At 67.3% G+C, this 20,198-nt stretch carries 33 protein-coding genes; all 33 read right to left on the reverse strand.

Annotation, left to right across the window (positions count from 1 at the left end; genetic code table 11):
- Positions 1-214: 214 nt before the first annotated feature.
- Entirely contained in the window at positions 215-757 is a 543-nt protein-coding gene (gene rplQ, locus ACIPY5_RS13120; protein WP_400971433.1) for a 50S ribosomal protein L17, read from the reverse strand.
- A gap of 33 nt (positions 758-790) precedes the next feature.
- Positions 791-1,780 carry a DNA-directed RNA polymerase subunit alpha gene (locus tag ACIPY5_RS13125; protein ID WP_309341105.1) on the reverse strand — a complete coding sequence of 330 codons (990 nt, stop codon included), beginning with the start codon at positions 1,778-1,780 and terminating at the stop codon, positions 791-793.
- Positions 1,781-1,905: 125 nt separating this feature from the next.
- Positions 1,906-2,304, reverse strand: coding sequence for a 30S ribosomal protein S11 (rpsK, locus tag ACIPY5_RS13130; protein ID WP_017829189.1), 399 nt, complete (start codon positions 2,302-2,304; stop codon positions 1,906-1,908).
- A gap of 30 nt (positions 2,305-2,334) precedes the next feature.
- Positions 2,335-2,709 (reverse strand): 30S ribosomal protein S13, encoded by a 375-nt coding sequence (gene rpsM, locus ACIPY5_RS13135; protein ID WP_292723411.1) that lies wholly within the window; start codon positions 2,707-2,709, stop codon positions 2,335-2,337.
- Positions 2,710-2,853: 144 nt separating this feature from the next.
- Positions 2,854-2,970: a 50S ribosomal protein L36 gene (gene rpmJ / locus ACIPY5_RS13140; RefSeq protein ID WP_005050492.1), complete on the reverse strand. Its 117-nt coding sequence runs from the start codon at positions 2,968-2,970 to the stop codon at positions 2,854-2,856.
- 66 nt (positions 2,971-3,036) lie between these two features.
- Positions 3,037-3,258, reverse strand: a complete 222-nt coding sequence (gene infA, locus ACIPY5_RS13145) for a translation initiation factor IF-1 (protein ID WP_018171468.1) — start codon at positions 3,256-3,258, stop codon at positions 3,037-3,039.
- A gap of 146 nt (positions 3,259-3,404) precedes the next feature.
- Positions 3,405-4,076, reverse strand: coding sequence for a DsbA family protein (locus tag ACIPY5_RS13150; RefSeq protein ID WP_400971437.1), 672 nt, complete (start codon positions 4,074-4,076; stop codon positions 3,405-3,407).
- A gap of 119 nt (positions 4,077-4,195) precedes the next feature.
- Entirely contained in the window at positions 4,196-4,867 is a 672-nt protein-coding gene (locus tag ACIPY5_RS13155; protein WP_400971439.1) for a DsbA family protein, read from the reverse strand.
- Positions 4,868-4,888: 21 nt separating this feature from the next.
- Positions 4,889-5,740 carry a type I methionyl aminopeptidase gene (gene map / locus ACIPY5_RS13160; RefSeq protein ID WP_309341098.1) on the reverse strand — a complete coding sequence of 284 codons (852 nt, stop codon included), beginning with the start codon at positions 5,738-5,740 and terminating at the stop codon, positions 4,889-4,891.
- 1 nt (position 5,741) lies between these two features.
- Positions 5,742-6,356 (reverse strand): adenylate kinase, encoded by a 615-nt coding sequence (locus ACIPY5_RS13165; RefSeq protein WP_400971441.1) that lies wholly within the window; start codon positions 6,354-6,356, stop codon positions 5,742-5,744.
- Positions 6,353-7,675 carry a preprotein translocase subunit SecY gene (secY, locus tag ACIPY5_RS13170; RefSeq protein WP_400971443.1) on the reverse strand — a complete coding sequence of 441 codons (1,323 nt, stop codon included), beginning with the start codon at positions 7,673-7,675 and terminating at the stop codon, positions 6,353-6,355. The genes ACIPY5_RS13165 and secY overlap by 4 nt, the downstream gene beginning before the upstream one ends.
- Positions 7,676-7,778: 103 nt before the next feature.
- Positions 7,779-8,300, reverse strand: coding sequence for a 50S ribosomal protein L15 (gene rplO, locus ACIPY5_RS13175; RefSeq protein ID WP_105686040.1), 522 nt, complete (start codon positions 8,298-8,300; stop codon positions 7,779-7,781).
- Entirely contained in the window at positions 8,300-8,485 is a 186-nt protein-coding gene (rpmD, locus tag ACIPY5_RS13180; RefSeq protein ID WP_045249910.1) for a 50S ribosomal protein L30, read from the reverse strand. The genes rplO and rpmD overlap by 1 nt, the downstream gene beginning before the upstream one ends.
- Positions 8,485-9,174, reverse strand: a complete 690-nt coding sequence (gene rpsE, locus ACIPY5_RS13185; RefSeq protein ID WP_374208780.1) for a 30S ribosomal protein S5 — start codon at positions 9,172-9,174, stop codon at positions 8,485-8,487. Before rpsE ends, rpmD begins: the two co-directional genes overlap by 1 nt.
- A complete protein-coding gene (rplR, locus tag ACIPY5_RS13190; protein ID WP_267920971.1) occupies positions 9,171-9,530 on the reverse strand; it encodes a 50S ribosomal protein L18 in 360 nt (119 codons plus the stop codon). The genes rpsE and rplR overlap by 4 nt, the downstream gene beginning before the upstream one ends.
- Positions 9,531-9,532: 2 nt before the next feature.
- Positions 9,533-10,069 (reverse strand): 50S ribosomal protein L6, encoded by a 537-nt coding sequence (gene rplF / locus ACIPY5_RS13195; RefSeq protein WP_400971447.1) that lies wholly within the window; start codon positions 10,067-10,069, stop codon positions 9,533-9,535.
- 6 nt (positions 10,070-10,075) lie between these two features.
- Entirely contained in the window at positions 10,076-10,474 is a 399-nt protein-coding gene (gene rpsH / locus ACIPY5_RS13200) for a 30S ribosomal protein S8 (protein ID WP_292722887.1), read from the reverse strand.
- A 152-nt stretch (positions 10,475-10,626) separates the two neighbouring features.
- Positions 10,627-11,217, reverse strand: coding sequence for a 50S ribosomal protein L5 (gene rplE / locus ACIPY5_RS13205; protein WP_292722884.1), 591 nt, complete (start codon positions 11,215-11,217; stop codon positions 10,627-10,629).
- Entirely contained in the window at positions 11,217-11,576 is a 360-nt protein-coding gene (rplX, locus tag ACIPY5_RS13210; protein ID WP_045249916.1) for a 50S ribosomal protein L24, read from the reverse strand. Before rplX ends, rplE begins: the two co-directional genes overlap by 1 nt.
- A 3-nt stretch (positions 11,577-11,579) precedes the next feature.
- On the reverse strand, positions 11,580-11,948 hold the full coding sequence (gene rplN / locus ACIPY5_RS13215) for a 50S ribosomal protein L14 (RefSeq protein ID WP_045271048.1): 369 nt from the start codon (positions 11,946-11,948) through the stop codon (positions 11,580-11,582).
- A complete protein-coding gene (rpsQ, locus tag ACIPY5_RS13220) occupies positions 11,945-12,262 on the reverse strand; it encodes a 30S ribosomal protein S17 (protein WP_400971451.1) in 318 nt (105 codons plus the stop codon). The genes rplN and rpsQ overlap by 4 nt, the downstream gene beginning before the upstream one ends.
- Entirely contained in the window at positions 12,262-12,576 is a 315-nt protein-coding gene (gene rpmC, locus ACIPY5_RS13225) for a 50S ribosomal protein L29 (protein ID WP_045271047.1), read from the reverse strand. The genes rpsQ and rpmC overlap by 1 nt, the downstream gene beginning before the upstream one ends.
- Entirely contained in the window at positions 12,576-12,995 is a 420-nt protein-coding gene (gene rplP / locus ACIPY5_RS13230) for a 50S ribosomal protein L16 (protein ID WP_045271046.1), read from the reverse strand. Before rplP ends, rpmC begins: the two co-directional genes overlap by 1 nt.
- Positions 12,995-13,750, reverse strand: a complete 756-nt coding sequence (rpsC, locus tag ACIPY5_RS13235; RefSeq protein ID WP_233312362.1) for a 30S ribosomal protein S3 — start codon at positions 13,748-13,750, stop codon at positions 12,995-12,997. The genes rplP and rpsC overlap by 1 nt, the downstream gene beginning before the upstream one ends.
- Positions 13,750-14,130 (reverse strand): 50S ribosomal protein L22, encoded by a 381-nt coding sequence (rplV, locus tag ACIPY5_RS13240; protein WP_159574850.1) that lies wholly within the window; start codon positions 14,128-14,130, stop codon positions 13,750-13,752. Before rplV ends, rpsC begins: the two co-directional genes overlap by 1 nt.
- Positions 14,130-14,411, reverse strand: coding sequence for a 30S ribosomal protein S19 (gene rpsS / locus ACIPY5_RS13245; protein ID WP_045271043.1), 282 nt, complete (start codon positions 14,409-14,411; stop codon positions 14,130-14,132). The genes rplV and rpsS overlap by 1 nt, the downstream gene beginning before the upstream one ends.
- A 12-nt stretch (positions 14,412-14,423) precedes the next feature.
- A complete protein-coding gene (rplB, locus tag ACIPY5_RS13250) occupies positions 14,424-15,263 on the reverse strand; it encodes a 50S ribosomal protein L2 (protein WP_400971456.1) in 840 nt (279 codons plus the stop codon).
- A 20-nt stretch (positions 15,264-15,283) separates the two neighbouring features.
- The gene (gene rplW / locus ACIPY5_RS13255) at positions 15,284-15,601 is read right to left on the reverse strand and encodes a 50S ribosomal protein L23 (RefSeq protein ID WP_045249924.1); all 318 of its coding nucleotides are present in this window, start codon (positions 15,599-15,601) and stop codon (positions 15,284-15,286) included.
- On the reverse strand, positions 15,598-16,254 hold the full coding sequence (gene rplD, locus ACIPY5_RS13260) for a 50S ribosomal protein L4 (RefSeq protein WP_400971458.1): 657 nt from the start codon (positions 16,252-16,254) through the stop codon (positions 15,598-15,600). The genes rplW and rplD overlap by 4 nt, the downstream gene beginning before the upstream one ends.
- Positions 16,255-16,259: 5 nt before the next feature.
- Positions 16,260-16,919 (reverse strand): 50S ribosomal protein L3, encoded by a 660-nt coding sequence (gene rplC / locus ACIPY5_RS13265; protein WP_105686031.1) that lies wholly within the window; start codon positions 16,917-16,919, stop codon positions 16,260-16,262.
- Positions 16,920-16,929: 10 nt separating this feature from the next.
- Complete coding sequence (gene rpsJ, locus ACIPY5_RS13270; protein ID WP_017201594.1) at positions 16,930-17,238, reverse strand: 30S ribosomal protein S10; 309 nt, start codon at positions 17,236-17,238, stop codon at positions 16,930-16,932.
- 432 nt (positions 17,239-17,670) lie between these two features.
- Complete coding sequence (locus tag ACIPY5_RS13275; protein WP_400971461.1) at positions 17,671-18,597, reverse strand: class C sortase; 927 nt, start codon at positions 18,595-18,597, stop codon at positions 17,671-17,673.
- Positions 18,598-18,756: 159 nt separating this feature from the next.
- Entirely contained in the window at positions 18,757-20,163 is a 1,407-nt protein-coding gene (locus ACIPY5_RS13280) for a SpaH/EbpB family LPXTG-anchored major pilin (protein WP_400971463.1), read from the reverse strand.
- Between the last annotated feature and the right edge of the window lie 35 nt (positions 20,164-20,198).

The raw sequence follows: 20,198 nt of genomic DNA on the forward strand, positions 1-20,198 counted from the left end.
GCCCCCGCCCCCTCACTCCCCCCCCCCCACTCCCGAGTCGCCCGGGTGCGCGCACGCCATAGGGTGCGCTCACAGGGACGACTCGGAAGTGGTGCGGGGCGGGAGCGACCGACCGCCGGGGCACCGGGCGCGGCCGAGGCATCGGGCGCGGGCAGCACAACGACGAAGCCCGCCGTCCCACGGGGGACGACGGGCTTCGAACGAGCGGGAGACCTTACTCGGCCTTCTCCTCCGCGGCGGCCTCGGCCGGAGCCTCAGCAGCAGCCTCGGCGGCGGGGGCCTCGACGGCCTCCTCGACGACCTCGGTCTCGACGACCTCAGCCGGAGCCTCGGCGGCGGGAGCGGCCTTCTCAGCCTTGGCGGGCTTCGCGGCGGCCTTCTTCACCTTGGGGGCGACGGGCTCGAGAACGAGCTCGATCACGGCCATGGGCGCGTTGTCGCCCTTGCGGTTGCCGACCTTGGTGATGCGGGTGTAGCCGCCCTCACGCTCGGCGACCAGCGGCGCGATCTCGGCGAACAGGATGTGCGTCGCCTCCTTGTTGCTGCGCAGGACCGTCAGCACGCGACGGCGTGCGTGCAGGTCGCCGCGCTTGGCGAAGGTGACGAGGCGCTCGGCCAGCGGACGCAGGCGCTTGGCCTTGGTCTCGGTGGTCTTGATCGACTTGTGAACGAACAGCTGTGCGGCGAGGTTCGCGAGCAGCAGACGCTCGTGGGCCGGGCCGCCTCCGAGGCGGGGACCCTTGGTGGGCTTAGGCATTGTTCTTACTCCTGGATCGGAAAGGTTCGGGTATCAGAAGGACTCGTCTTCGGAGCCGCCGTAGAAGTGGGCGCCGTCGAAACCGGGCACCGAATCCTTCAGCGACAGGCCGAGCGAGACGAGCTTGTCGCGCACCTCGTCCACCGACTTCTGTCCGAAATTGCGGATGTTCATGAGCTGCGTCTCCGAGAGGGCGACGAGCTCGGACACCGTGTTGATGCCTTCGCGCTTGAGGCAGTTGTACGAGCGGACCGACAGATCGAGGTCCTCGATCGGCATCGACAGCTCGTTGGAGAGCACGGCCTCGACCGGCGCGGGGCCGATCTCGATGCCCTCGGCCTCGACGTTCAGCTCGCGGGCGAGGCCGAACAGCTCGGTCAGCGTGCGACCGGCCGAAGCGACGGCGTCGCGCGGGGCGATCGCCGACTTGGTCTCGACGTCCAGCACGAGCTTGTCGAAGTCGGTGCGCTCGCCGGCGCGGGTGGCGTCGACGCGGTAGCTGACCTTGAGCACGGGCGAGTAGATCGAGTCGATCGGCACCTGGCCGGCCTCGGCGTACTCGCTGCGGTTCTGCGCCGCGGAGACGTAGCCGCGGCCGCGCTCGATGGTGAGCTCGAGCTCGAACTTGGCGGTCTCGTTGAGGGTCGCGATGACCAGCTCGGGGTTGTGCACCTCGACGCCGGCCGGAGCGGAGATGTCCGCCGCGGTGACCTCACCGGCGCCGGTCTTGCGCAGGTAGGCGGTGATGGGCTCGTCGCGCTCCGAGGAGACGACCAGCTGCTTGATGTTGAGGATGATCTCGGTGACATCCTCCTTGACACCGGGGATGGTGCTGAACTCGTGGAGGACGCCGTCGATGCGGACGCTGGTCACGGCCGCGCCGGGGATCGAGGAGAGCAGGCTGCGACGCAGCGCGTTGCCGATCGTGTAGCCGAAGCCGGGCTCGAGCGGCTCGATGACGAACCGGCTGCGGTTCTCGGAGATCTTTTCCTCGGTGAGAGTGGGACGCTGTGCGATGAGCACTGTGTGTTCCTTTCGATCACGTGCCCGCTATATGACACGTGTGGGTGAGGTCTTGAGTTGTGGAAGAAACGCGGGTGAGGATCCCCGGTCTCGACGGGGTCGAGACCGGGGATCCTCAGAACGCGTCAGACGCGACGGCGCTTCGGCGGGCGGCAGCCGTTGTGCGCCTGCGGCGTCACATCCTGGATCGAACCCACCTCGAGGCCGGCGGCCTGCAGCGAGCGGATCGCGGTCTCGCGGCCGGAGCCCGGACCCTTCACGAGGACGTCGACCTTCTTCACACCGTGCTCGGCGGCCTGACGGGCGGCCGACTCCGCGGCCATGCCGGCGGCGTACGGGGTGGACTTGCGCGAGCCCTTGAAGCCCACGCCACCGGAGGACGCCCAGGCGATGACGGCGCCGGACGGGTCGGTGATCGAGACGATGGTGTTGTTGAACGTCGACTTGATGTGGGCCTGGCCCAGCGCGATGTTCTTCTTCTCCTTGCGGCGCGGCTTGCGCGCGGCGGCCTTGGGTGCAGCCATGAAAGTTTTCTCCTATTCCCTGGCCGCCGCTTAGCGGGCCTTCTTCTTGCCGGCGACGGTGCGCTTGGGGCCCTTGCGGGTACGCGCGTTGGTCTTGGTGCGCTGACCGCGGACCGGCAGGCCACGACGGTGGCGGATGCCCTCGTAGGAGCCGATCTCGACCTTGCGGCGGATGTCGGCGGCGACCTCGCGGCGGAGGTCACCCTCCACCTTGTAGGTGCCTTCGATGTAGTCGCGGAGGGCGACGAGCTGGTCGTCGGAGAGGTCCTTGACGCGGATCGACTCGTCGATCTCGGTGGCCTTGAGGATCTCGACCGAACGGGTACGGCCGATGCCGTAGATGTACGTGAGGGCGATCACCACGCGCTTGTCGCGCGGGATGTCGACGCCGGCAAGACGTGCCATGCGGTAACTCCTGGAGTGTTGTGGAGGTGTGGAGCAGGATCGGTGCCCGGGCCTCCGCCCGAGGTGTCCCCCTTGCGGGTTCTGATCCTGCCTGTCAGATATTGAGTTGTGAGATTGCGAGAGTGACGGGCCGGGGCCCGCTGCTCAGCCCTGGCGCTGCTTGTGGCGCGGGTTGCTCTTGCAGATCACCATGACGCGGCCGTGACGGCGGATCACCTTGCAGTGGTCGCAGATCGGCTTGACGCTGGGGTTGACCTTCATGTTGTTTCCTTATCGCTGTCTTCACCGGGCAGGCGCGAACGCCTGGGGTGTTACTTCTCGACCGGCCTAGCGGTAGCGGTAGACGATGCGGCCGCGCGTGAGGTCGTAGGGCGAGAGCTCCACGACGACGCGATCCTCGGGGATGATGCGGATGTAGTTCTGCCGCATCTTTCCGGAGATCGTTGCAAGGACCTTGTGTCCGTTGGAGAGCTCAACGCGGAACATCGCGTTGGGCAGCGCCTCGGACACGACGCCTTCGATCTCGATGACACCGTCTTTCTTAGCCATAGCCTCGCTGACGCTTCTGCAGACCGGTCGATCTGCGGTGGGTGGGTGGTGGTGGAGCTGTGCGGATCCGGACACGCCGGACCAAGGCGCAAAGCACCAAGGATCTATGGTAGTCCGGATCCGCGGATCCGCAAAATGCGGCGTGGTTACTTCTGGTCGACGATCGCCTGCAGCTTGGCGACGTCGCTCTGCTTGCTGGTGTCGAGGCGCTGGCCGTTGATCTCGATCGTCGGCGTTCCCTGGATCTTGTGCGCAGTGGCCTGTGCGGTCGGGAACTTGAAGAACGTGTTCGCCTTGATCGTGGCCTCGGCCTTGTCGGCGCCGACCTGCTTCGCGTAGTCGATCAGCTGCTGGTCGGTGAGACCGGGGGTGTTCTCGGTGGGCTGCTTCTCGAACAGCAGGTTCAGGTAGTCGAGGAACTTGTCCGGGTTCTCCTGCGCGACGCTGTAGGCCGCGGCGGCCGCACGCGACGAGTAGTTGGTGCCCTGGGAGAACCGGTCCAGGATCGCGATCGGGTGGTACTCGAGCGTGATCTTGTTCTCCATGGCGAGCGCCTGGAGCTGCGAGCCGTACTGGCCTTCGAACGTCTTGCAGATCGGGCACTGGAAGTCGACGAAGACGGCGACCTTGTCCTTGCCGGAGCCGGTGGTGACGGCGCCCGTGTCGGAGTTGATGATCGCGCTCTTCGGGGCCGCACCAGGATCCGTGGCCTTGTTGTTCAGGTACACGACGACGCCCACGAGTGCGATGAGCACGGCGACGACGGCGGCGGTGATTCCGATGGCGAACCCGTTGGTCCTGCCCTTGGCAGCGGCCATGTGTGTGTCTCCTTGTCCAGACCCGCCCGGCGGATCCGCTCAGCTATGTCTTCCCATTGTGCCGTGTCCCGCCTTTGAGCGTCGTGGGAGCCGCTCTCTCTGGGTCCGGATTGCCGGCGCTACTTCAGGTGCGGAAGGATGTCGGTCTCCGGATTCAAGGTCAGAGGAATCCGATCGCCGTTGATGACCAGGGTCGGCGTGCCGGTCGCTCCCGGAGGAAGCTGCACGGACTGGACGAACTTCTGGTACCGGTGCGTCTTGATCTCGTTCTCGAGATCTCCCGTGACCGTCACGCCCGCCTGCTTGGCGATGCCGACGATCTGATCGTCGGTGAGCCCCGCCGACCCCTCCTGCGGCTGCTGCGCGTAGAGCGCCTGCATGAACGCGGAGGCATGCTCGTAGTCATGGATCGCGACCGAGTACATCGCAGAGGCGGCCCGACTCGAATAGCCGGCGGGAACGCTCCGGCCGTCGAGGATCGCCACGGGCTGGACCTCGAGCGATGCACGGCCGTCGGCGATCTGCTTCTGGATCGTCGACCCCTCGGCCTGCTCGAACTGTTGGCAGATCGGGCACAGGAAGTCGACGTACGTCGTCACCGTGTTCGCTTTGCCGCCCCCGAACACGATCGAGCCACTGTCGGTGATGTGCGAGGAGGTCGGCTTTTCGCCCGGCTCCGTCGCGCTGTTGTTGAGCCAGACGACCACGCCGACGAGGGCGATGAGCACAGCGACGACCGCGGCGGTGATCCCGATGGCGAACCCGTTAGCCCGGCGGCCTGTCTGCGCCATCAGTCCCCTCCTCCGTGAACGCTACGCGATGGGCGCAGGCGTGACGCCGAACCGGGCGAGACCGGCCGCTCCCCCGTCGGCGGCGGTCAGCACCCAGATGCCGTCGTCGTGCAGGGCGACGCTGTGCTCCCAGTGCGAGCCGTCGGATCCGTCGGTGGTGGAGACGGTCCAGTCGTCGTCCTCGACGTACGTCTGGTCGGATCCGGCGGTCACCATGGGCTCGATCGCGAGCACGAGACCGGGGCGCACCTCGGCGCCGCGGTCGGGCGTGCGGTAGTTGAACAGGCTCGGCGCCTCGTGCATCTTGCGGCCGATGCCGTGGCCGACGTACTCGCGCAGGATCCCGTAGGGCTTCCCGGAGACGGACGAGGGGCCCGCCCCGAGGATGTGGTCCTCGATGGCCGCGCTGATGTCGCCCAGGTGCTTCGCGGACGCCATCGCGGCGATGCCGGCCCACATGGATCCCTCTGTCACGTCCGACAGGGCCTGTCGCGCGGCGACGACCTCCGCCTGCGCCTCATCTGGCACGATGACCGTGATCGCGCTGTCGCCGTTCCAGCCGCGGAACTGCGCACCGCAGTCGATCGAGACGATGTCGCCGGGCTGCAGCACCCGGGATCCGGGGATCCCGTGCACCACCTGGTCGTTGACCGAGATGCACGTGGTGTGCCGGTAGCCACGCACGAGCTTGAAGTTCGACTCCGCGCCGCGATCCAGGATCACGCGCTCGGCGATCGCGTCGAGCTCCCCCGTCGTGATGCCGGGACGCACGGCGGCGCGCACCGCGGTGAGCGCCGCGCCCGTGATCAGGCCGGGCTCGACCATCGTCCCCAGCTGGGCACGGCTCTTGTAGATGGAGCGGCGGAACGCCACGTCAGACCGCAGCCGTGCGCACGAGACCGCGGGCACCCAGCGCCGCGAAGATGCGCTCGGTGATCTCGTCGAGGCTGCCGACGCCGTCGATCGTGTCGACGATGCCGCGGGCGCCGTACGCGTCGAGGATCGGGGCGGTCTGCGCCTCGTAGATGTCCAGACGGTGCGCGATCGCCTCGGGGGTGTCGTCGGCGCGGCCCTGCTCGGTCGCGCGCAGCTCGAGGCGGGCGATGCTCTCCTCGCGCGGCACGTCGAGCAGGATGACCGCGTCGAGCGCGGTGCCCGACTCGGCCAGGAACGCGTCCAGGTGCACGACCTGCGCGGCGTTGCGGGGGTAGCCATCCAGGAGGAAGCCGGCCTCGGCGTCGGGCTGGGACAGACGGTCGCGCACGAGCTCGCCGGTCAGCTCGTCCGAGACGAGGTCGCCCGCATCGAGGATCGCCGTGACCTGCTTGCCGAGGTCCGTCCCGTCCTTGATGTTGGCCCGGAAGATGTCCCCCGTGGAGACCACGGGGATGCCGTAGGCCTCGGCGATCCGCACTCCCTGCGTGCCCTTGCCGGAGCCCTGCGGGCCCACGATCAGCAGGCGTGCGGTGGAGGTTGCGGATGCCGTCATCGGAGGAGCCCTTCGTAGTGTCGCTGCTGCAGCTGAGCATCGATCTGCTTGACCGTCTCGAGGCCGACGCCGACGATGATCAGGATCGACGCGCCGCCGAACGGGAAGTTCTGGTTCGCCCCGACCGTGGCCAGCGCGATCAGCGGGATCAGCGCGATGAGGCCGAGGTAGAGGGATCCGGGCAGCGTGATGCGGGTGAGCACGTAGTCGAGGTACTCGGCCGTGGGACGACCCGCGCGGATGCCGGGGATGAAGCCGCCGTACTTCTTCATGTTGTCCGCGACCTCGGTCGGGTTGAACGTGATCGCGACGTAGAAGTACGTGAATCCGATGATCAGCAGGAAGTACGTGATCATGTAGATCGGGTGGTCGCCCTTGACGAAGTACGTCATGATCCAGGTCGCCCACGCCGGCGGCGTCTTGCCGTCCTGCGGGATGTTGAACTGCGCGACCAGCATCGGGATGTACAGCAGCGACGAGGCGAAGATGACCGGGATCACGCCCGCCATGTTGACCTTGATCGGGATGTAGGTGTTGGTGCCGCCGTACGTGCGGCGGCCGACCATGCGCTTGGCGTACTGCACCGGGATCCGGCGCTGGGACTGCTCGATGAAGACCACCAGGGTCATCACGACGATGCCGACGAGCAGCACGAGCAGGAAGATCTCGAAGCCCTTGGTCTGCCAGATGGCCCACATGGCGCCGGGGAAGGTCGCGGCGATCGACGTGAAGATCAGCAGCGACATGCCGTTGCCGATGCCCTTCTCCGTGACGAGCTCGGCGAACCACATGATGAGGCCGGTGCCGGCCGTCAGCGTGATGATGAGCAGCAGCTGCGCCCACCACACGTCGTTGGTGAGCAGCTGGTTGCACGCCGCGACGCCGGTCTGGCCGAAGAGCTGGCCGGTGCGCGCGACCGTGACGAGGGTCGTGGACTGCAGCAGCGCCAGCGCGATGGTCACGTAGCGGGTGTACTGGGTGAGCTTGGCCTGGCCGGCCTGGCCCTCCTTGTGCAGCGCCTCGAAGTGCGGGATGACCACGCGCAGCAACTGCGTGATGATCGACGCCGTGATGTACGGCATGACGCCGAGGGCGAAGATCGACAGTTTCAGCAGCGCGCCGCCGGAGAACAGGTTGACGAGCCCGAGCAGCCCCTCGGTCCCGCTGTTCTGGGCGAGACACTCTGAGACGTTCGGGAAGCTCACGAACGGAGCGGGCACGGTGGATCCGAGGCGGTAGATCGCGATGATCGCGATCGTGAAGCCGATCTTGCGTCGAAGATCAGGCGTGCGGAAGATCCGCGCGATGGCGCTGAACAAAAGCTTGCCTTCCTGCAAAGGGATGACGCCCGTCGAGGGACAGTCAATTACCCAGGGTAACGCAAGAGGGGCCGGAGATATCTCCGGCCCCTCTCGACGGGTGTTACTTGATCGATCCGCCGGCGGCGACGATCTTCTGCTCCGCGGAGCTGGAGACCTTGTCGACCGACACGGTCAGAGCCACGGCGATGTCGCCGTTGCCCAGGACCTTGACCTTCTCGTTCTTGCGGACCGCGCCCTTGGCGACCAGGTCGGCGACGGTCACGTCGCCACCGGCCGGGTAGAGCTCGGCGAGCTTCTCCAGGTTCACGACCTGGTACTCCACGCGGAACGGGTTCTTGAACCCGCGCAGCTTCGGGGTGCGCATGTGCAGCGGCATCTGCCCACCCTCGAAACCGACGCGGACGGTGTTGCGGGCCTTGGTGCCCTTGGTGCCGCGACCGGCGGTCTTGCCCTTGGAGCCCTCACCGCGACCGACACGGGTCTTCGCGGTGTTGGCGCCGGGGACCGGACGCAGGTGGTGCACCTTCAGGACGCCGGGACGGGAGACCGTGGTCTCCTCGGCCTTCTTGGCGGCCGGCTTCTTGGCGGCGGTCTTCGTGGCCGCTTCCTTCTTCTCAGCCATTAGTCGATCTCCTCAACCTTGACGAGGTGAGCGACCGCGCGGACGTAACCGCGGGTCTGGGCATCGTCGGGACGGACGACCGAGTCGCCGATCCGCTTGAGGCCGAGCGAACGCAGCGTGTCGCGCTGGTTCTGCTTCTCACTCACCTTGGACTTGACCTGCGTGACCTTGAGGCGCGCAGCCATCAGGCACCTGCCTTCTGCGCAGCGATGGCCTCAGCCTCTGCGCGGACGAGACGCGCCGGGGCGACCTGGTCGAACTCGAGGCCACGACGCGCGGCGACCGCACGGGGCTCCTCGAGCTGCTTCAGGGCCTCCACCGTCGCGTGCACGATGTTGATCGTGTTCGACGAACCGAGCGACTTCGACAGCACGTCGTGGATACCGGCGCACTCGAGCACGGCGCGGACCGGACCACCGGCGATGACACCGGTACCGGCAGCAGCCGGACGGAGCAGCACGACGCCGGCAGCGGCCTCGCCCTGCACCGGGTGCGGGATGGTGCTCGCGGAGCGCGGCACGCGGAAGAAGTTGCGCTTCGCCTCCTCGACACCCTTCGAGATGGCGAGCGGAACCTCGCGGGCCTTGCCGTAGCCGACACCCACGAGACCGTTGCCGTCACCCACCACGACGAGCGCGGTGAAGCTGAAGCGACGGCCGCCCTTGACGACCTTCGACACGCGGTTGATGGTCACCACGCGCTCGAGGAACTGGTTGTCCCCGCGGTCGCGCGAGTTGCGATCACGGCCGCCCTGGCCACGGTCGCGGCCACCACGGCCGCCGCGGCGCTCATCGCGCTGCGGAGCCTCGGAACCGGCCGCGTTCTCGGCGGCAGGAGCCGTCTCGGTCACTTCGTTCTCCTTGATGTCACTCACAGTGCCAGCCCCCCTTCACGGGCGCCATCGGCGATGGCCGCGACGCGACCGGCGTACCGGTTGCCACCGCGGTCGAACACGGCCTCCGAGACGCCGGCGGCCTTCGCACGCTCGGCGACGAGCTCGCCGACCTTGCGGGCCTTGGCGGTCTTGTCACCGTCGAAGCCGCGCAGGTCGGTCTCGAGGGTGGAGGCGCTGGCCACGGTGTGGCCCTTGCTGTCGTCGACCAGCTGCACGAAGACGTGGCGGGCCGAACGGGTGACGACCAGGCGCGGACGCGCCTCGGTGCCCTGGATCTTCTTGCGAAGACGGGCGTGACGACGCGAGCGGGCGTCGGACTTCGTCTTGATAGCCATGGTTACTTACCACTCTTTCCGGCCTTGCGACGCACGACCTCGCCGGCGTAGCGCACGCCCTTGCCCTTGTACGGCTCGGGCTTGCGGATCTTGCGGATGTTCGCAGCCGCCTCGCCGACGGCCTGCTTGCTGATGCCGCTGACGGTGAGCTTGTTGTTGCCCTCGACCGTCAGGGTGATGCCGGCGGGCGGGTCGATCAGGACCGGGTGCGAGAAGCCGAGGGCGAACTCGACCGAGCTGCCCTTCTGCTGCACGCGGTAACCGGTGCCGACGACCTCGAGGCCCTTGGAGTAGCCCTGGGTCACGCCGATGATGTCGTTGTTGATGAGGGTGCGGGTCAGACCGTGCAGCGAACGCGAGGCGCGCTCGTCGTCCGGGCGGGTGACGAGAACCTGGTTCTCCTCGACCGACACCTCGATGGGGGAGGCCACGGTGAGCGAGAGCTCGCCCTTCGGGCCCTTCACCGAAACCGCACGGCCGTCGACCGAGACGGTCACGCCCGCGGGGATCTCGATGGGAAGTCGTCCAATACGCGACATTTCAGATCACCACACGTAGGCGAGAACTTCTCCGCCCACGCCCTTCTGCTCTGCCTGGCGGTCCGTAAGGAGCCCCGAGGAGGTGGACAGGATCGCGACGCCGAGGCCGCCGAGGACCTTGGGCAGCTCGGTCGACTTCGCGTAGACGCGGAGGCCGGGCTTGGAGACGCGCTTGATGCCGGCGATCGACCGCTCGCGGTTCGGGCCGTACTTCAGCGAGATGGTGAGGTTGGTGCCGACGCGCGCGTCGGTGACCTCCCAGCCCGCGATGTAGCCCTCCTGCTGGAGGATCTCGGCGATGTGGGTCTTCAGCTTGCTCGACGGCAGGGTCACGGAGTCGTGGTGCGCCGAGTTCGCGTTGCGCAGACGGGTCAGCAGATCTGCGACCGGGTCTGTCATCGTCATAGTTGTCTTCTTTCGTTCATGAGGTTCCGGCTGCCGTTACACGGCAGACGGCCTGCGATGAGCACGCAATTTTCAATTGTACGTCAAGCGGGACACGCCCGAAGACCGGAACCCGGGGAGAAACCCCGGGATCCGGCCTTCAGAACATCGTCTTACGCCTGCGCGTCGTTCGACTTGAACGGGAAGCCGAGGTGGCGCAGCAGGGCGCGACCCTCGTCGTCGTTCTTCGCCGTGGTCACGACAGTGATGTCGAAACCGCGGACGCGGTCGATACGGTCCTGATCGATCTCGTGGAACACGCTCTGCTCCGTGAGACCGAAGGTGTAGTTGCCGTTGCCGTCGAACTGCTTGTCCGAGAGGCCGCGGAAGTCGCGGATACGGGGCAGTGCGAGGTTCACGAGGCGGTCCACGAACTCCCAGGCGCGGTCACCGCGGAGGGTGACGTGCGCGCCGATGGGCTGTCCCTCGCGCAGCTTGAACTGCGCGATGGACTTGCGGGCCTTCGTGACGATCGGCTTCTGGCCGGTGATCTTGGTGAGGTCGTCGACCGCACCATCGATCACCTTGGAGTCGCGAGCCGCCTCACCGACACCGGTGTTGACGACGACCTTGACCAGGCCGGGGATCTGCATGACGTTCTCGTAGCCGAACTCGTCCTGCAGAGCCTTCTTGATCTCGTTGTTGTACTTCGCCTTCAGGCGGGGCTGCACCTTGACAGCGCCCGCGGCGTCAGCAGCCGCCATCAGAGGTCCTTACCGCTCTTCTTCGCGTAGCGCACGCGGACCGTGCGCTTCACGCCGTCCTTGACCTGCTCCTCGACGCGGTGGCCGACCTTGGTCGGCTTCTTCGTCTCGGGGTCGACCAGGGCGACGTTCGAGATGTGGATGGGGGCCTCGATGGTCTCGATGCCGCCCGTCTTCGTGCCGCGCTGCGTCTGGCCGACGCGCGTGTGCTTGGTGGCGTAGTTCACGCCCTCCACGATCACGCGGTTCTGCTCGACGAGGACCTCGAGGACCTTGCCCTGCTTGCCGCGGTCGCCGCCCTTTTCCTGCTTGCGGCCCGAGATGACCTGAACCAGGTCACCCTTCTTGATGTTCGCCATGAGTTACAGCACCTCCGGGGCGAGCGAGACGATCTTCATGAACTTCTTGTCACGAAGCTCACGACCGACCGGGCCGAAGATACGGGTGCCGCGGGGCTCCCCGTCGTTCTTCAGGATCACGGCGGCGTTCTCGTCGAACTTGATGTACGAACCGTCGGGACGACGGGTCTGCTTCTTGGTGCGGACGATGACGGCCTTGACCACATCGCCCTTCTTGACGTTCCCACCGGGGATCGCGTCCTTGACCGTGGCGACGATGATGTCGCCCAGGCCCGCGTAGCGACGGCTGGAGCCGCCGAGCACGCGGATGGTGAGCAGCTCCTTGGCGCCGGTGTTGTCGGCGACCTTGAGTCGGGACTCGGTCTGGATCACTTTGCCTTCTCCAGGATCTCCACCAGACGCCAGCGCTTCGTGGCGCTCAGCGGGCGGGTCTCGTTGATGAGAACGAGGTCGCCGATGCCGGCGGTGTTGTTCTCGTCGTGCGCCTTGACCTTCGTCGTACGGCGGATGACCTTGCCGTACAGCGGGTGCTTCACGCGGTCCTCGACCTCGACGACGATGGTCTTGTCCATCTTGTCGCTGACGACGTAGCCGCGGCGCGACTTGCGGTAGCCACGAGCATCGGCGTCGCGCACGTCGTGCGAGACGACCTCTGCCTCGACGGCAGCAGCCTTCTTCTCAGCCATTACTCGGCCTCCTCCTTCGGCGCGTCAGCCTCGTCGGCCTTCTTCGCCTTTGCCTTGGACGCCTTCTTGGCCGGAGCCTCGACCGGAGCGGGCGTCGCACGGATGCCCAGCTCGCGCTCGCGGATCACGGTGTACAGGCGCGCGATGTCGCGCTTGACGGCGCGGATGCGGCCGTGGCTCTCCAGCTGGCCGGTGGCCGACTGGAAACGGAGGTTGAACAGCTCCTCCTTGGCCTTGCGCAGCTCCTCGACGAGGCGCTGGTCTTCGAACGTGTCGAGCTCGGTCACACCGAGCTCCTTGGTGCCGATCGCCATTACGCGTCGCCCTCCTCGCGCTTGATGATGCGTGCCTTGAGCGGCAGCTTGTGAATGGCACGGGTCAGGGCCTCACGAGCGAGTTCCTCGCTGACGCCCGCGACCTCGAACAGGACGCGACCCGGCTTGACGTTGGCGACCCACCACTCGGGGGAACCCTTACCGGAACCCATGCGGGTCTCGGCGGGCTTCTTCGTGAGCGGACGGTCGGGGTAGATGTTGATCCACACCTTTCCACCACGCTTGATGTGACGGGTCATCGCGATACGAGCGGACTCGATCTGACGGTTCGTCACGTAGGCGGGGGTGAGGGCCTGGATGCCGAACTCGCCGAAGGAGACCTTCGTGCCGCCGGTGGCCGCACCATCACGCTTGGGGTGATGCTGCTTGCGGTACTTGACCTTACGAGGGATAAGCATCAGGCAGACGCTCCTTCTGCGACGGGAGCCTCGTTGCGCGGGCCGCGGCGGCGGTCGCCACCACGGTCGTCACGACGGGACTTCGGTGCGTTGGCCTGCTCGCGGGCAAGCTCCTTGTTGGTGAGGTCGCCCTTGTAGATCCAGACCTTCACGCCGATGCGGCCGAAGGTGGTCTTGGCCTCGTAGAAGCCGTAGTCGATGTTCGCGCGCAGCGTGTGCAGCGGCACACGACCCTCGCGGTAGAACTCCGACCGGCTCATCTCCGCGCCGCCGAGGCGGCCCGAGACCTGGATCCGGATGCCCTTCGCACCCGCGCGCTGGGCACCCTGGAGGCCCTTGCGCATGGCGCGACGGAAGGCGACACGAGCAGAGAGCTGCTCGGCGATGCCCTGGGCGACGAGCTGAGCGTCGGCCTCGGGGTTCTTGACCTCGAGGATGTTCAGCTGGATCTGCTTGCCCGTGAGCTTCTCGAGGTCTCCGCGGATGCGCTCGGCCTCGGCGCCGCGGCGGCCGATGACGATGCCCGGACGCGCGGTGTGGATGTCCACACGCACGCGGTCGCGGGTGCGCTCGATCTCGATGTTGCTCACGCCGGCGCGGTCGAGCTGCGTCTGCAGGAGCTTGCGGATCTTGATGTCCTCGGCGACGTAGTCGGCGTAGCGCTGACCCGGCTTGGTCGAGTCAGAGAACCACCGGGACACGTGGTCCGTGGTGATGCCGAGGCGGAAGCCGTACGGGTTTACCTTCTGTCCCATTACTTGCTCGCCTTCTCGTTCTTGGCGACCTCGGGGGTGGCCAGCACGACCGTGATGTGGCTCGTGCGCTTCTTGATCTGGAATGCGCGGCCCTGGGCGCGGGGCTGGAAACGCTTGAGCGTCGTCCCCTCGTCCACGAAGGCGTTCTTGACGTAGAGGTCCTGCTCATCGAGGAACTCGCCGTCGCGGTCGGCCTTCACCTGAGCGTTGGCGATCGCGGAGTGCACGAGCTTGTAGATCGGCTCGGAGGCGCTCTGCTGCGCGAACTTCAGGATGGCGAGGGCTTCCTGCGCCTGCTTGCCCTTGATGAGGGCGACGACACGACGAGCCTTCTGCGGGGTCACGCGGATGTGCTTCACGCGTGCGATGGATTCGACCATTAGCGGCGCCGCCCCTTCTTGTCGTCCTTCTCGTGGCCGCGGAAGGTGCGGGTGGGCGCGAACTCGCCCAGCTTGTGACCGACCATGGTCTCGGATACGAACACGGGGATGTGCTTGCGTCCGTCGTGCACGGCGATGGTGTGTCCCAGCATGGCGGGGATGATCATCGACCGGCGCGACCAGGTCTTGATGACGTTCTTGGTACCGGCATCGTTCTGAACGATCACCTTGCGAAGCAGGTGCTCGTCGACGAAGGGGCCCTTCTTAAGACTGCGAGGCATCTTCTCTTACTCCTACTTGCGCTTCTTGCCAGCGTTACGGCGACGCACGATGTACTTGTCGCTTTCCTTGTTGGCGTGACGGGTGCGTCCCTCAGCCTGGCCCCACGGGGAGACGGGGTGACGTCCACCGGACGTCTTGCCCTCACCACCACCGTGCGGGTGATCCACCGGGTTCATGGCGACACCGCGGACGGTCGGGCGAACGCCCAACCAGCGCTTGCGGCCGGCCTTGCCCCAGTTGATGTTGGACTGCTCGGCGTTGCCGACCTCGCCGATCGTCGCACGGCAGCGCGCGTCGACGTTGCGGATCTCACCCGAGGGCAGACGCAGCTGGGCGTAGGGACCGTCCTTCGCGACCAGGCGCACGGAGACGCCGGCCGAGCGGGCCATCTTCGCGCCGCCGCCGGGGCGGAGCTCGATGGCGTGGATGACGGTACCCGTCGGGATGTTCTTCAGCGGCAGGTTGTTGCCCGGCTTGATGTCGGCGCCGGCACCCGACTCGACGACATCGCCCTGCTTGAGCTTGTTCGGCGCGAGGATGTAGCGCTTCTCGCCGTCGAAGTAGTGCAGGAGCGCGATGCGCGCGGTGCGGTTGGGGTCGTACTCGATGTGAGCGACCTTGGCGTCGATGCCGTCCTTGTCATTGCGACGGAAGTCGATGACGCGGTACTGGCGCTTGTGGCCACCACCGATGTGACGGGTCGTGATACGGCCCTGGTTGTTGCGGCCACCGGTCTTGCTGAGCGGACGCAGCAGCGACTTCTCCGGCGTCGATCGGGTGATCTCGGCGAAGTCGGCCACCGACGAGCCGCGGCGACCCGGGGTCGTGGGCTTGTACTTGCGAATAGCCATGTTCTGTCCTTATCCCCCGGTCAGTTCACTGCCGTGAAGATGTCGATGGTGCCCGACTTCAGAGCAACGATCGCGCGCTTGGTGTCCTTGCGCTTGCCGGTGCCGAAGCGGGTGCGGCGAGCCTTGCCGACGCGGTTGATCGTGTTGACGCTCGCGACCTTGACGTCGAAGATCTTCTCGATGGCGAGCTTGATCTCGGTCTTGGAGGCGCGGGGGTCCACCAGGAAGGTGTACTTGCCCTCGTCGATCAGGCCGTAGCTCTTCTCGGAGACGACCGGCTTCAGGATGATGTCGCGCGGGTCCTTGTTGGCAGCCGCGGCGAGGATGTTGTCGCTCATGCGGAGACCTCCTCGGTTGCGCCGGACTTCAGCGCGACGAACGCGTCGAAGGCCGCCTTGGTGAAGACGATGTCGTCGGAGTTGACCACGTCGTAGGCGTTGAGCTGGTCGGAGTACAGCACGTGCACGGCGGCCAGGTTGCGGACGCTCAGGGCGGTGAGGTCGTCCTCGCGGTCGATGACCACGAGGATGTTCTTGCCCGGGAGCGCCTTCAGGTAGGCGGCGGCCGTCTTGGTGGACGGCTTGCCCTCGATGCCGAAGGACTCGACGACGTGCAGGCGCTCTCCGCGGAAGCGGTCGCTCAGCGCACCCACGAGGGCGGCGGCGATCATCTTCTTGGGGGTGCGCTGCGAGTAGTCGCGCGGCTTCGGGCCGTGGACGATGCCACCACCGGTCATGTGCGGCGCGCGGATGGAGCCCTGACGGGCGTTACCCGTGCCCTTCTGCTTGAAGGGCTTGCGACCGGCACCGGAGACCTCACCACGACGCTTGGTCGAGTGGGTGCCCTGGCGTGCCGCGGCGAGCTGCGCGACGACGACCTGGTGGATCAGCGGAACGTTGGTCTTGGCGTCGAAGATCGCGGCGGGGGCGTCGACCGTACCGGTCTTCTTGCCGCCGGCGAACACGTCGAGCGTCAGAGTGGTGTCAGCCATGGGACTCAGGCACCCTTCACTGCGTTGCGGACGTAGACGATGCGGCCGCGCGCGCCGGGGACGGCGCCCTTGACGAGCAGCAGACCCTTCTCGGCGTCGACGGCGTGCACCGTGAGGTTGAGGACGGTCACGCGCTCGCCACCCATGCGACCGGCCATGCGCATGCCCTTGAAGACACGGCTCGGGGTCGACGAAGCACCGATGGAACCGGGCTTGCGGTGGTTGCGGTGCGCACCGTGGGAAGCGGAGACGCCCTTGAAGTTGTGGCGCTTCATGACACCGGCGAAGCCCTTGCCCTTGCTGGTGCCGACGACGTCGACCAGCTGGCCGGCCTCGAAGGTGCCGTCAACGGTGAGCTCCTGGCCCAGCGCGTAGTCGCCGGCGTCCGCGGTGCGGATCTCGGTGACGTGGCGACGCGGGGTGACCCCGGCGGCCTCGAAGTGCTTGGCGAGGGGCTGCGTGACCTTGCGCGGGTCGATCTGACCGGCCGCGATCTGCACGGCGTTGTAGCCGTCCTTCTCGGGGGTGCGGATCTGGGTGACCACGTTCGGGGCCAGCTCGATCACGGTGACCGGGATCAGCTTGCCGTTCTCGTTCCAGACCTGGGTCATGCCGAGCTTGGTGCCGAGCAGGCCCTTGGAAATCTTTGCGTTGATGTCGACCATCGTGATCCCCTTACAGCTTGATCTCGATGTTGACGTCAGCAGGAAGGTCGAGACGCATGAGCGAGTCAACGGCCTTCGGCGTCGGGTCGACGATGTCGATCAGACGCTTGTGGGTGCGCATCTCGAAGTGCTCGCGGCTGTCCTTGTACTTGTGGGGCGACCGGATGACGCACACGACGTTCTTCTCGGTCGGAAGCGGCACCGGGCCGACGACAGTCGCGCCCGCACGGGTCACGGTGTCGACGATCTTGCGGGCCGACGTGTCGATGACCTCGTGGTCATACGACTTCAGGCGAATGCGGATCTTCTGTCCCGCCATTGTCTGCTCTCTCTCATTAAGCGTCTTACCTGCCCGGACCGGGTGATCCGGGGGCATTGGACGCGCGACGGCGCGTTCTGCGCCTTCGCACTCCTCCTCCTGGCCCGGATCCTTGCGGATCGAGGCCTCTCGAAGGGGCGCACCACTGTTCTGCTGTCAGCCCGGGGCCTTGCGACCCGCGGAAGCCGACCCCCGCACATGGCGGGGCCTCGGTGAAGAGGTGTCGGTTGTCTGTTCTGCTGCCCGCGGCCCAGATCCCTGCGGCCGCTTCCCGGAGGAAGGGCGCCGTCTGTGCACTGCCCTGGCAGTGATCCGGCGCACGTCGGGACGCGCTCCGGAATGTGGAACCTCAACAGTCTACGTGCAGCCCGGGCGTGTCGCAAACTCGGGCGTGTCGCGGCGGCGTGTCCGGCGTGTCGGCGAGGGACGCCGTCACGCCTCGTCCGCGGCGGTCTCCTCGGCCGCTTCGCGGCGGGGCCGACCGGTCGCCCAGACGAGGCCGATGAGCAGGATCAGCGAGCCGCCGATGATCGGCGCCCACCAGGGGAATCCGGGGATGTCCGGCGTCGCGCCGGCGGCGTCGATGTCCTTCTGCGGGGTCGGCGTCACCCGCTCCCCCGTGACCAGGATCCGGTGGCTGTTGATGCCGAGCGGGGTGCAGGTCACCAGGGTGACGAGGTCCTCCCCCGCCTGCGGGCTGAGCGTCTGCGTCTGCTCCGGCAGCACGACCTGGGTGTCCCGCACGCGGTAGGTCAGCACCTGGCCGAACACCTCGACCGTGAAGGTGTCGCCGATCTTGACCTGGTCGAGGTTGTCGAAAAGCGTCGCGCCCGCGAGCCCGCGGTGCGCGGTGAGCACGGAGTGCTGATCCGCGCCCCCGATGGGGAGGGAGGTGCCCTCGAGGTGGCCGACGCCCTTGGTGAGCGTCGCGTCGGAGGTGCCGTGGTAGATCGGAAGGTCGACGCCGATCGACGGGATGCGCAGTCGGGCCATGACGCCGTCGGCGTCCGCGCGGAGCAGGCTCGGGTAGTCGAAGCCCGGAGCGCCGGCCGAACTCGTCGGGATGCGGGATCCCGCCGCGACGAGGGCTCCTCCGACGAGCGCCTTGTTGTAGGCGCGCGCCTCCTCGAGCGCCTTCTCCCTGGTGCCGGCCGCGGAGCCGCCGACCTCGGAGTCGACCTTCACGATGAGCTGCGACTGGTTGTACTGCGACCACCAGCTCGCCACCGTCGGGTACATGAGCAGCAGGAGGCCGGCGAAGGCGACGGTCGCGAGGATCGCGGTGCCCCAGGGCATGCGCCAGCGCGGGGCGGCGGCCGGTCGCAGGTCGCGACGTCGCAGCGGTGCGATCTGCGTCATGGCGTTCTCCTCGAGGTGCGGATCGGATCCAGGGTTCGGGACCGGGGGCTTCGGCCGGATCGTGATCCGCCGAAGCAGAGAGGAGGGCGGGACCGGGATCCCGCCCTCCTCGAGTCCGTCAGCGGTCACGCCGGAGGGCGACCGCTGACGGACCTGTCATCAGTGACGACGTGCGCGCAGGCGACGCACCACGATGGTGCCGAGTCCGGCGGCGACCAGCGCGCCACCGACGATCGCGAACAGCATGCTGCCCGCGCCACCCGTCAGCGGCAGGTTCGGTCCCTGCTGCTGGGTGTTGGAGATCGTGAGGGACGTCGGCGTCGCGGAGCCCGCGGCGGTGACGGTGACCTGGGTCCACGGGTCGGCGGGCAGCACGTAGCCGGCCGGGGCCTGGGTCTCCTTGAGCCAGTAGTCCTTGCTCTTCACGTCGTTGTTGCCGACCCACAGGCCGTCGACGAGGATCTCACCGGCGTCGTTCGTGGTGAACGGGCCGGCGACCTTGGTGCCGTTCTTGGCGTCGTACACCTCGAAGATCGCGCCCTTGAGGGTGTTCTTCGTCGTGGCGTCCTGCTTGACGACCTTCAGCGCGCCCCAGTTGGTCTGCGGCGTGTTGGTGGTGCGGTCGGAGCCGTTGGTGTTGACGACGGCGGTGTTCAGGATCTGTCCGTCGGCGCCGAGCGAGGTCACGGTCGTGGTGATGTCCGCGGTCACGGCGGTCTTGCCGGCGAGCTTGCCGAGGCCGGTCCCGGTGAAGGTGATCACGGTGTTGCCGGAGACGGTGTAGTCCGTGCCCTCGGTCAGCGTGGTGCCATCGACCTTGACGACCGCGCCGACGTAGGTCAGCCGCGCGTCGAGGTTGTCGGTGATGGAGAAGCTGCGGTAGGTGTCACCGGCGGCGAGGGCGGGGATCGGCGCGTTGACCGTCCACACGATCTGCGAGCCCAGCACGGGCGCCTTCGGGTCGGCGACCGTCTTGGTCGGCTCCGTGGTGTTCAGCTTGTTCTTCGGGTAGACGTGCACGTTGTACAGCCACGCGCCCTGGTTCGGGTACGGGACCGAGACGAGGAACGGCTGCACCGGCGAGACGATCGGGTTGGTGCCGGGGCTGGTCTCCGTGACGAGGTACAGGCCGTACGGGAGGTTGGAGACGACGGCCTGACCGGTGGCGTCCGTGGTCGCGGTGGTGCCCGCGGCGACCGAGAACGGCGCCGACGAGACGTTCGCCGGGGTGGCGGTCTTCGCCTGGTCCCAGCCCGCCGCGGTGGTGAGGTCGATCGGCGTGCCGTTCGCGCTCACGCGCTGCACGCTGAACTGGACGCCCTCGAGGCCCTGACCGAGCGCCGCGAGCTTGCCCGCGTCGGTGATCTGGGTGCCGTCGCCGGCCGCGCCGGGGTCGCCCGCGTGCTTGTGGATGGTCAGGGTGCCCGTGGTCCCCGTGATGTTCGAGGGGCTCAGGGTGTCGGCGGCGTTCGCGGCCGGCGACACTGCGAGGGCGCCGAGCGCGGCGAGAGCCGCGACCCCGAGGCCGGCTGCGATCTTGCGCAGCCCGAGAGACCTGCTGGTCATTACCGTTCCTGCTTTCTTTGTCGTTCGTCGACCGG

The sequence above is a fragment of the Microbacterium sp. NPDC089698 genome, from assembly GCF_044749045.1.
Lineage (GTDB): Bacteria > Actinomycetota > Actinomycetes > Actinomycetales > Microbacteriaceae > Microbacterium.